The 10,509-nt window shown below is 71.6% G+C and carries 8 protein-coding genes and 1 pseudogene; 4 read left to right on the top strand and 5 right to left on the bottom strand.

Annotation, left to right across the window (positions count from 1 at the left end):
- Both VF542_RS15000 and VF542_RS15005 read right to left on the bottom strand, forming a co-directional pair.
- Nucleotides 1–418: pseudogene (locus VF542_RS15000) on the bottom strand (MBL fold metallo-hydrolase); the annotation flags it as partial.
- A gap of 64 nt (nt 419–482) precedes the next feature.
- Nucleotides 483–1,301: a helix-hairpin-helix domain-containing protein gene (locus tag VF542_RS15005; protein ID WP_408652508.1), complete on the bottom strand. Its 819-nt coding sequence runs from the start codon at nt 1,299–1,301 to the stop codon at nt 483–485.
- A gap of 242 nt (nt 1,302–1,543) precedes the next feature.
- On the opposite strand from VF542_RS15005, the gene VF542_RS15010 reads away from it, so the two are divergent.
- The 4 genes from VF542_RS15010 (at nt 1,544) to VF542_RS15025 (ending at nt 5,494) form a co-directional block, all read left to right on the top strand.
- On the top strand, nt 1,544–3,085 hold the full coding sequence (locus VF542_RS15010) for an AAA family ATPase (protein ID WP_408652509.1): 1,542 nt from the start codon (nt 1,544–1,546) through the stop codon (nt 3,083–3,085).
- A gap of 97 nt (nt 3,086–3,182) precedes the next feature.
- Nucleotides 3,183–4,829: a hypothetical protein gene (locus VF542_RS15015; RefSeq protein ID WP_408652510.1), complete on the top strand. Its 1,647-nt coding sequence runs from the start codon at nt 3,183–3,185 to the stop codon at nt 4,827–4,829.
- 39 nt (nt 4,830–4,868) lie between these two features.
- Entirely contained in the window at nt 4,869–5,114 is a 246-nt protein-coding gene (locus tag VF542_RS15020) for a type II toxin-antitoxin system Phd/YefM family antitoxin (protein WP_408652511.1), read from the top strand.
- Nucleotides 5,111–5,494, top strand: coding sequence for a PIN domain-containing protein (locus tag VF542_RS15025; RefSeq protein WP_408652512.1), 384 nt, complete (start codon nt 5,111–5,113; stop codon nt 5,492–5,494). The genes VF542_RS15020 and VF542_RS15025 overlap by 4 nt, the downstream gene beginning before the upstream one ends.
- 19 nt (nt 5,495–5,513) lie before the next feature.
- Here the strand turns inward: VF542_RS15025 and VF542_RS15030 are convergent, their stop codons facing one another.
- The 3 genes from VF542_RS15030 to VF542_RS15040 form a co-directional block, all read right to left on the bottom strand.
- The gene (locus VF542_RS15030; RefSeq protein WP_408652513.1) at nt 5,514–6,368 is read right to left on the bottom strand and encodes a DegV family protein; all 855 of its coding nucleotides are present in this window, start codon (nt 6,366–6,368) and stop codon (nt 5,514–5,516) included.
- A 10-nt stretch (nt 6,369–6,378) separates the two neighbouring features.
- The gene (leuS, locus tag VF542_RS15035) at nt 6,379–9,345 is read right to left on the bottom strand and encodes a leucine--tRNA ligase (protein WP_408652514.1); all 2,967 of its coding nucleotides are present in this window, start codon (nt 9,343–9,345) and stop codon (nt 6,379–6,381) included.
- Between the two features lie 159 nt (nt 9,346–9,504).
- On the bottom strand, nt 9,505–10,341 hold the full coding sequence (locus VF542_RS15040) for an SGNH/GDSL hydrolase family protein (RefSeq protein WP_408652515.1): 837 nt from the start codon (nt 10,339–10,341) through the stop codon (nt 9,505–9,507).
- Between the last annotated feature and the right edge of the window lie 168 nt (nt 10,342–10,509).

Consider the following 10,509-nt stretch of genomic DNA (forward strand, 5'->3'; position numbering starts at 1 on the left):
ACAGCCTCGTCCACCGGCCGCCGACCAGCAGTGCCCGCAGTTCGGCGTCCACGGCCGTGCGCGGCGAGCCGGCCGCGCCCCCGGAACCCAGCGGCCGCGGATCGCCACGCACCCGAAGTTCGGCGGTGACCTCGGCACCGGCCCGGGCCAGCCTGGACAGCTCACCGTCGCGGGCGTGGTGCAGCCGGACGGCCAGCGGAGCGAGCAGGGCCGCGGCGCAGCAGGCAGCGAACGCCCCGATGAACAGCACCGGCCGGCGCCGAGCCGGAAGTGCCAGCAGGCCCGTGGCCAGCACAAGGACGCCAGCAGCAACGGCGACCACGCCGGCGCTGCGCCCGAGGCCCCAGAGCACCGCCACCCACCCGGCCAGGGCACCGACGCCCAACCGGAGGTCCACCGGCTCGCTCATCCCTGTCATCGGCTCTTCGCGCGAGCGCTCATCGCTGGATTCGCTCCGCTCCTCGCTCCGCTGCGATGCTCGCTCATCCGACGGTCACCAGCGGCTTGAGGTCGGCGAACTTGCTGTCCCCGATCCCGGAGACGCCGTTCAACTGGTCGACGGAGTCGAAGCGACCATGCCCGGTACGCCAGTCCAGGATGTGCTGGGCCAGCACCGGTCCGACTCCGGGCAGGGCATCGAGTTGGGCGAGGGTGGCCGTATTCAGATCCAGCGGGCCGGTCGCGCCGGCCGCCGGGCCCGGACCGCTCGCCTCCACGCTCGCCCCCGAACCGCCGGCCGCGGCGGCGGCACCGATCAGCAGCTGCTCCCCGTCGACCAGCTTGCGGGCCAGGTTCACCGCCACCGGGTCCACCCCGCTGAGCAGGCCACCGGCCGCGCGCACCGCGTCATCGACCCTGGCCCCGGGCGGCAACCGGTACAGGCCGGGCCGGCGAACCCTGCCCGCCACATCGACGACCAGCAGCGTCGAAGCCGCACCGGCCGTCGCGGTGCCGGGCCTCGTCGAGCCGGTCGGCCCGGCTCCGGGTGACTTCAGCGAGCCACCCGGGGCCAGCGACGGCTCAGCACTGCCGGCCGGCAAGGCTTCCGGAGTCGCGCTGGCCAGCATCGGGTGCGGCCTCGCCGCCAGCACCCAGCCGCCTGCCACCAGCACCGTCATGGCGGTGACCACCGCCATCGCGAGGAGTCCGCGGCGACCGGGATTGACCCGGGCACCGGACAGCCGGGCCGGCGAGGCAGCGTCCACGACGCCCAGCTGCGCCGAGGCAGGGCTGCCCAGCAGCCGGCCCACCAGCCCAGCCAGCCTGGCCGCAATACCGCCCCGCTCGAAGCCCCGTTCCACTCCGACGACGCTAGGCAGTCAACCCAGCCGGGAACCGGCTCCGGCGACAGCTGTGGGCAACCATCCACGGCTGTGGATGACCACGGATCGCGCGGGAGATGAGGCGGCCGGCGGCCGACAGTGGCAAGCTCCGGAAGGAGCCGCGATAGGCCGAGCCCGTCACCGGGTTCCGGCGCTTCGCACCGAAGCGTGCCAGGTGGTGCGGCGGCATAGGTAAGCCGGACGACTGATGGGGGATAGCCGTGGCGGAAGCATCCAGCGAAGCGGAGGCGCGTGCCTTCGGCGCGGCGTTCCGGTCCTTCCTGGACTGGGTGCATTCCGCCGCGGCCGGTGCCGGAGCCGGCAACGAGGTCGTCGCGCTGGCCAGCGGCTGGCTGGGCGCCGACGGGGCAGGCCAGTCGGTGGTGTCGCGCGACCTGCCGCCGTTCGAGCATGTGAACCTTCAGACCGCGCTGGACGCGTGGTCCCACGCCGAGGGGCGCACGGTGGCGGTGCACGGCATCGTGCTGCCGCCGCACTGGGGTCCGGTCTCGTTGCAGCAGCTGATCGGCGGCGAGGCGCTGCCGCCGTTGCGGCTGGCCGCGCCGGAGCTGGTCGACCTGCCGAACGGGCCGTCCTCCACCCTGGCCTGCCTGAAGCTGGCGTTGCTGCTGGTCCACGACCCCGCCGGGCGGTACGTCGTGCTGATCGCCGCCCCACTGGAACACCACCAAGGCTTGACCGTCGAGATCGCCGGCCTGCCGACCAGGGCAGCGCAGGCCGTGCATGCCGAGCTGGACGGGCTGAGGTCGCGGCTCAACGTGTACCGGGGGCACGTCCTGGACGTGGGCATGAGCAACATGGGCGGCATCGTGCTGAGCTTCGCCGAGCTGCCGGCGACGCCGCGGGAGGCCGTCGTGCTGCCCGAGGCGGTGCTGGCCCGGGTCGAACGGCATGCCTTCGGCATCGCCGAGCATCGCGCGCAGCTGCTGGCAGCCGGGCAGCACCTCAAACGGGGCCTGCTGCTCTACGGGCCGCCAGGCACCGGCAAGACCCACACCACCCGCTACGTCGTGGCCCGGATGGCGGGCTACACCCGGCTGCTGCTGACCGGCCGGTCCCTGCACGCGGTCGGCTCGGTCGCCGAGCTCGCGCGCGAGCTGGCGCCGGCCGTGGTGGTGTTGGAGGACGTGGACCTGGTCGCCGAGGACCGCTCCTTCGGCCCCGGCTCCAGCCCCGTGCTGTTCGACCTGCTGGACGCGATGGACGGCGCCGACGCCGACGCGGACCTGCTGTTCCTGCTGACCACGAACCGGGCCGACCTGCTGGAACCGGCGCTGGCCGCTCGGCCCGGCCGGGTCGATGTCGCGGTCGAGATCGAGCTGCCCGACCTCCAGGCGCGACGCCAGCTGCTGGCCCTGTACAGCACGGGCGTGCCGGCGCAGTGGAGCGATGCCGACGTCGAGGACGTGCTCGAGAGCACCGCCGGCGTCACCGCGTCCTTCCTCAAGGAGCTGGTCCGCCGGGCCGTGCTGGAATCGCTGCGGGACGCCTCACCGCTGACGTCGGTGACCGGCGACCAGCTGCGCCGCGCGGTCGGTGACCTGCTCGACACCAGCCAGCAGGTCACCCGCAGCCTCCTCGGCGTCGGCGGCCAGCCGAACGGGGAATCCTCCGACCTGGGCGCCACCGCCGGGTACGGCATGGCACATCCCTCGCTCGCCGGGCCGGCCGGGCCTGCCGGCGGCTGGGTCGCCTACACCCCCGGGCGGGGCCGGCTCGGCCGATCATGGACTCCCGGCTAGCTCCGGATCGGCTGTGAGGGAACCGGGCACCACAGGTTTGCGCCCCTCGCGCGTGCGCGGCGAAAAGTTCATGGGGGCGGGTGGGAGACTGCCCACTGTGCCCGTGAAGTCCCCACCCGCCGCCAGCACGGCCGCTGCCGCCAGCCCGTCGTGGCGGCCGGTCAGCTTCGCCAGGCGGCTCTGGAACTCCGGCTACCGTCCCGCCCTGATCGCCACCGCGTTCGCCAGCCTGCTGGCCTGGGGCTTCCTGCTGCTGCCGCCGATGAACACCGACCTGGCCGCCCAGCTGGCCCGGGCCGACTTCGCCAGCAGGTACCCGGTCTCGATCATCGACTTCCGGTGGTTCGGCGGCACCGTGGAGTACGGCTACACCCTGTGGGCCTCGGCGCTGATGGCACACCTGGGCACCAAGGTCACCGGCGCGCTGGCAGCCGTGATCGGCACCTGGTACACCACCAGGCTGCTGCACCGGCTCAGGCCGTCCCGGCCGATCCTGGGCGGGCTGGCCGCGGCCGTGACCCAGGTCGCCAACGTGGTCGAGGGCCGGATCACCTTCGCCTGCGGGCTGGCCTGCGGGCTGATCGCGGTCACCCTGTTCACCACCACCCGGGTGCCACGCTGGCTGGCGGTGCCGCTGGCGGTGCTGTTCAGCCTGCTCTGCGGCGGTGCCAGCCCGGTGGCCGGCCTGCTGCTGGGGGTGGCCGGCGGGGTGGCGCTGCTGATGCGCCGGCCGCTGGCCGCGGCGGTGCTGATCGTGCCGTCGGGACTGGCGATGGCGGTCACCTCGGTGATCTTCGGCGACGGCGGGCACCAGCCGTTCACGTTCTGGGACTGCCTGAAGTCCCTGACCGCGCTGGCGATCGTGCTGGCCACGGTGCCCCGGCGCTGCCACCCGATCCGGCTCGGTGCCGGGATCGGGATGGTGCTGCTGGTCGCCGCGTTCGTGCTGCCCACCCCGGTCGGCTCGAACGCCACCAGGCTGGGCGTGCTGTTCGCGCTGCCGGTGGCCGCCTCGTTCGTGCACTGGCGGACCCGGACGCTCACCGCGCTGGCGCTGCTGGCCATCCTGGCGCTGCAGTTGCCGATCAACCCGGCGACGGTGGCCAGCACCGGCCGGGCCAGCGGGTACAGCGCCTACTACAACGCCCTGATCGAGGGCATCCGGTCCCGCGGCCCGCTGACCGGACGGGTCGAGGTGCCCGAGATGGCCGGGCACTGGGACTCGGTCTATCTCGCCCGTGGCGTTCCGCTGGCCCGCGGCTGGCTGCGCCAGACCGACGTCCGGCTCAACGACGCGGTGTTCTACAAGCAGAAGCCCACCGTGGCGTCCTACCGCGCGTTCCTCACCGACAACGCGGTGCAGTACGTCGCCGTGCCCGACGCCGAGCTGACCCAGTTCGGCAAGAACGAGCTGGCGCTGATCTCGACGAACCTGCCCTACCTGCGCCCGATCTGGCGCAACGCGCACTGGACGCTGTACGAGGTGCTCGGCTTCGCCTCCCTGGTCGACCCGCCGGCCCGGGTGGTCAGCCAGCAGCCGGACGCGATCGTGGTGGCGGTGCCGCCCAACAGCGCTATCCGGGTGCGGTTGAGGTGGTACCGCTGGCTGGGCATGGAGAGTCAGGACAAGCAGGCCTGCATCTCCCAGGACGGCCTGTACGTCACCCTGCACACCGGGCGCGGTGGCAACTACACGTTCAACTCCCGGTTCCCGATCGGGACCGGCCACTGCCCGAGGGCCTGACAGCCGTAAGTCATGTAGCACATGTGTTACGCTAGGCGCATGGTGACAATAGGGTTGCGGGAACTGCGTCAGCAAGCAAGCGAACTCGTCCGAAAGGCCGAGGCCGGTGAAACGATCATCGTCACGGTCAGTGGCCGGGAGGTGGCCGAACTGAATCCGGTGCGTCGCAACAGATGGCGCTCAGGGGCCGACATCGCCGCCATCTTCAGCGGACCGGCGGACCCTGACTGGGCCGAGGACCGCGACGCGCTTGATGGAACTCTGCGTGACCCCTTCACCCGATGAAGGTCGTGCTGGACACCAGCGTGCTGCTCGGACCAGATCTCGGCTTCATCGATGCCGAAATCGGGATCAGCATGATGTCGTTGGCCGAACTTCATCTCGGGGTGTTACGGGCGCGCACCCCAGACGTCCGAGCTGAACGGCTGCGCCGATTAGCCCTGATAGAGAAGACCTTCGACGCGCATCCGGTGGACGATGCCGTTGCGCGGGAATACGGTCGCCTCGCGGCGGCAGTTTCGCTAGCAGGACGGCAGCCGCGAGCCCGCGTCGCGGACTTGCTTATCGCCGCTACCGCTGTGAGCCAGCACGCCACCCTATGGACGCGCAATGCCAAAGACCTGATGGGTCTGGAGAGCCTGGTCGACATTCATCAACCTGCCTGACACCGCCGACTGGCTGCGTTCAGCGACGGGTCACCACCACGCCGAGCAGCCCCGGCCCGACGTGCGCGCCGATCACCGCACCGACCTCGGACTCGTACAGCTGGCCCAGCTGAGGCAGCGCCTCTTTGAGCAGGCCGGCGACCTCGGCCGCCCGCTCCGGCGCGGCCAGGTGCTGCACCGCGATGTCCACCGGCTCCGAGCCTGCCCTCTGCACCGTCAGCTCGACCAGCCGGGCGATCGCCTTGGACGCCGTCCGCACCTTCTCCAGCGGCATGATCCGCCCGCCGGACAGGTGCAGCAGCGGCTTGACCGCCAGCGCGGTGCCGAACCGGGCCGCGGCCGACCCGATCCGGCCACCCCGATGCAGCCATTCCAGCGAGTCGACGTAGAACAAGGCCGAGGTCCGGTCCAGGGCGGTGCGGGCGGCCCGTTCCACGTCCTGCGCCCCGGCTCCGGCAGCGGCCGCCCGAGCCGCGGCCAGCACCGCGAAGCCCAGTGCCATCGCCGTCGACCGGGAGTCGATCACCTGGATCAGCCCGGGCTCGAACTCGGTCGCCGCCAGCCGCGCCGAGTCGCAGGTTCCCGACAGCTCCGCGGACAGGTGCACCGAGACCGCCGTGCTGGCCCCGGCGTCCAGCACGGCCCGGTAGACCTCCACGAAATCGGCCGGCGTCGGGCGCGACGTGGTGACCGCCGTCCGGACCCGCAGCGCGGCGCAGACATCGGCCGGGGTGACGTCCTGACCCTCCAGCCCGGTCCGGCCGCCCAGTTGCACCTGCAGCGGCACCACCCGCACGTCGAGTTCCTCGGCAAGCCCGACCGGCAGGTAGGAGGTCGAATCGGTAACCACCGCGACCCGCTGCTGAGCTGCCATCTGCCGAACGTTAGACGACGAAGTTGATCAACCGGCCCGCAACCGTGATCACCCGCTTGGCGGGCCGGCCCTGCAACGCCGCGACGACCTTCTCATCGGCCCGGGCGGCGGCCTCCATCGCCGCCGGATCGGCGTCGGCGGGGACCGAGACGACCGAGCGGACCTTGCCGTTGACCTGCACCGGCACCTCGATGGTCTCCTCGACCAGCATCGCCTCGTCGACCTCGGGAAATGGGTGCCAGGCCAGTGACTGCTGGTGCCCCAGCCTGGCCCACAGCTCCTCGGCGGCGTGCGGGGCCAGCGGCGCCAGCATCAAGGCCAGCGCCTCAGCCACCACCCGCGGCGTGCCGCCGTCCGGGTAGGCCTGCGTGACGGCGTTGTTCAGCTCGGTGATCCGGGCGATCGAGGTGTTGAACCGCAGCGTCTCATAGCCGTCCCGGACGGCGGCGATGGTCCGGTGCAGCAGCCGGTTCAGCTCCAGCGGCACCTCGACGTCAGCCACGTGCGGCTGGCCGGTCCGCTCGTCCAGCACCACCCGCCAGATCCGCTGCAGCAGCCGGTACGGCCCGACGATGGCCTTGGCGTCCCACGGCCTGGACTGATCCAGCGGGCCGGAGAACATCTCGAACAGCCGGAAGGTGTCGGTGCCGTACCCGGCCACGAACTCGTCCGGTGTCACCACGTTCTTCAGGCTCTTGCCGATCTTGCCGAACTCCCGGGTGACCGGCTCGCCGGAATGGAAGAACTCGCCGTCCCGCTCGGTCACCTCGGCCGCCTCGACGTAGAAGCCGTTGGCGTTGGTGTAGGCAGGCAGCTGCAGCATGCCCTGGTTGACCAGCCGGTGGAACGGCTCGCGGCTGGAGACGTGGCCCAGGTCGAACAGCACCTTGTGCCAGAACCGCGCGTACAGCAGGTGCAGGACGGCGTGCTCGACACCGCCGACGTACAGGTCGACGCCACCCAGCGGCCGCTCGGGCGAGGGCCCCATCCAGTACCGCTCGATCGCCGGGTCCACCAGCGCCGCCGGGTTGACGGGATCCAGGTAGCGCAGCTCGTACCAGCAGGAACCGGCCCAGTTGGGCATGGTGTTGGTCTCGCGCCGGTACGTCTTCAGACCCTCCCCCAGGTCCAGCTCGACGGTGACCCAGTCGGTCAGCCGGCCCAGCGGCGGCTCGGGGTCGGAGTCGGCGTCCTCGGGCGGGTAGGACTTCGGGGTGAAGTCGTTGGTCTCGGGCAGCAGCAGCGGCAGCAGCTGATCGGGCAGCGCCACGGGTTGGTCGTTCTCGTCGTAGACGATCGGGAACGGCTCGCCCCAGTAGCGCTGCCGGCTGAACAGCCAGTCACGCAGCCGGTAGGTGGTCGCGCCACGCCCGGTGCCGGCTCGCTCCAGGTAGTCGATCATCGCGGCCTTCGCCTCGGCGACGTCCATCCCGTTCAGGTCCAGCTGGTCGTTGGCCGAGTTGATCGCCGGACCGTTGCCGGTGAACGCCTTGCCGCCGGAGTCCTCGAAGCCCTCGCTGGGCCGCACGGTGCGCACGATGGGCAGTCCATAGGACTCGGCGAAGTCCCAGTCGCGTTCGTCCTGGCCGGGCACCGCCATGATCGCCCCGGTGCCATAGCCCATCAGGACGTAGTCGGCGATGAAGATCGGCAGATCGGCGCCGGTGACGGGGTTGGTCGAGAACGTCCCGGTGAACACGCCTGTCTTGACCTTGGCGTCGGCGCCCTGGCGGTCTGCTTGACGATCCAGGTCGGTCTTGGCGGCGGCCGCGGCCTGATAGGCGGCGACCGCCCCGGCCGGCGTGGCGTGGCCGCCGGTCCACTCCGGCGCGGTGCCGGCCGGCCACTGGGCCGGGATCAGGTCGTTGACCAGCGGGTGTTCCGGCGCCAGCACCAGGTAGGTCGCCCCGAACAGGGTGTCCGGACGGGTGGTGAACACGGTCAGCTCACCGGCCGGCGTGCCGAACGAGATGTGCGCACCGACCGAGCGCCCGATCCAGTTCTTCTGCATCGTGCGGACCTTCTCGGGCCAGTCGATGTGGTCCAGGTCGGCCAGCAGCCGGTCGGCGTAGGCGGTGATCCGCAGCATCCACTGCGCCAGCGGCTTGCGGAACACCGGGAAGTTGCCGCGCTCGGAGCGCCCGTCCGCGGTCACCTCCTCGTTCGCCAGCACGGTGCCCAGGCCCGGGCACCAGTTGACCGGCAGGTTGGCGACGTAGGCCAGCCGGTGCCGGTCGATCACGCTCCGGCGCTGGCGGGCGTCCAGTTCGGACCAGGGCTTGCCGAAGTCGTTGGTGCCCTCCTCCGGCTGCCGCGTTCCGGCATCCAGCTCGGCGATCAGCTCGCTGACCGGACGGGCCCGGCCGGTGCCGCCGTCGGCCTGGTGGTCGTAGAAGGAGTTGAAGATCTGCAGGAAGATCCACTGTGTCCAGCGGTAGAACTCCGGGTCCGTGGTGGCCACCACCCGGCGCTGGTCATGGCCCAGCCCCAGCCCGCGCAGCTGGCGCTTGAAGGTCTCGATGTTCTTGTAGGTGGTGGTCGCCGGATGCTGGCCGGTCTGCAGCGCGTACTGCTCGGCGGGCAGGCCGAAGGCGTCGAAACCCATCGTGTGCAGGACGTTCTCGCCGCGCATCCGCAGGTAGCGGGCGTAGACGTCGGTGCCGATGTAGCCCAGCGGGTGCCCGACATGCAGCCCCGCGCCGGACGGGTAGGGGAACATGTCCATCACGAACATGTGTGGCTTGCCCGCGACCCGGTCGAAGCCCTCGCTCAGCTCACCGCTGGGGTTGGGGGCATTGAAGGTGCCGCGGCTGAACCACTCCTGCTGCCAGTGGGACTCCAGCTGGTTGGCCAGGGCCGCGGTGTAGCGGAACGGCGGGGCATCAGTGTCAGGCTGCGCGGTGTCCGGCTGCGCGGTGTCCGGCTGCGCGCTGTTCGATTCGGCGGTGTCGCTGGGCTGCGCGGTGCTCGCGGTCATGGTGGGGACTCTCCCGATCGTGATGCGTCGTTGGCCGGCTTTCCGGCCCCGGACAGACGAAGAGCCCCTGCGGAAAGGGCAGAGGCTCGAGCCGCACTGGGTCGGTAGCTGACCTCAGCGCGGCTCGATAAGAAACAGCTGCATGCCCATGCTGCGATACTACCCGGCGGGCCCACCGGCTTTCGCCGGCCCGATGGCTCGCAGCCGGGCCGCCGCCTGCTCCCCGACCGCCCGGTGGCAGTCCCAGCCCCAGTGGATCCCGTCGACGTTCATGCCGGGCGTGCCGAGATACGGCCGAACCCACTCGTCCAGGCGCAGCAGGTCGACCCCGGCCTGCCGCCCCCAGTCCAGCGCGGCCCGGATCGCCGGCTGGTGACCGGCGCGGACCCGGCCGTAGCCGGGGGCGTCGTGCGGCGGCGGCACCACGCCGAGGACCTGGATGTGGGGGTGGAAGTAGTGGATACCGGCGACGCACCGGCTGAGGTAGTGGTTGGTGAGCGGCTGGGGAAGGGTGCGCCACCGGCCGCCGAGCAGCACCGAGCCCAGCGGCTGGGCGCGCCGGAACAGCGCCGTGGCGGCAGTGCGCAGCGGTCGTGGGCGAAGCAGCCGGATCCCCTCACGCAGGTGCGACGGCAGGATGGTGGGCAGGTAGTCCATCCCACCGACGGCCAGCACCACGATGTCGGCGCGCGGGAGCAGCACCGAGTACACGTACGGATCGCGGGTGAGGGCAAACCAGGCGTCGCGGGCGGTCCAGCCGCGGCGGCCGAAGATGGTGGCCCGGCATGGCCGCCCCGGGGTGCTCAGGGCAGCCGCGAGCACGTTCGGCCACAGCTTCGGTTCGGTGGTCAGCTCGCCCATCCCGGGGCCGTGAAAGGCCAGCGAGTCGGTGAGCAGCAGGATCTCGCAGGCCGCCGTCTCACCGGGGTTGAGCGTCTCGCCGGGGCTGAGCGTCTCACCGGCGCTGACCGTCTCACCACCGGTGGGCTCAGGCATCGGCGTCGGAGTGGTCCCCCTCCGGCGCCAGCGACGGGATGACCGGTCCGGGCGGCCCGGCGTTGTGGGCCCGCAGCGTCCAGCCGTCGCCGCTGTCGCGGAGCTCGGTCCAGTGGCAGTTGGCCAGCGGCCCGAGAATGGAAGGCGTCTGGGGCAGCCCGAGCAGCG

The sequence above is a fragment of the Jatrophihabitans sp. genome (genome assembly GCF_036389215.1).
Classification (GTDB): Bacteria; Actinomycetota; Actinomycetes; order Mycobacteriales; family Jatrophihabitantaceae; genus Jatrophihabitans_A.

Excerpts from the sequence above, each read along its gene's own strand:
- VF542_RS15020 (WP_408652511.1), top strand. The coding sequence starts at position 4,869 with ATGGTGACAATAGGGTTGCGGGAACTGCGTCAGCAAGCAAGCGAACTC.
- VF542_RS15025 (WP_408652512.1), top strand. The coding sequence starts at position 5,111 with ATGAAGGTCGTGCTGGACACCAGCGTGCTGCTCGGACCAGATCTCGGC.
- VF542_RS15030 (WP_408652513.1), bottom strand. The coding sequence starts at position 6,368 with ATGGCAGCTCAGCAGCGGGTCGCGGTGGTTACCGATTCGACCTCCTAC.
- leuS (WP_408652514.1), bottom strand. The coding sequence starts at position 9,345 with ATGACCGCGAGCACCGCGCAGCCCAGCGACACCGCCGAATCGAACAGC.
- VF542_RS15040 (WP_408652515.1), bottom strand. The coding sequence starts at position 10,341 with ATGCCTGAGCCCACCGGTGGTGAGACGGTCAGCGCCGGTGAGACGCTC.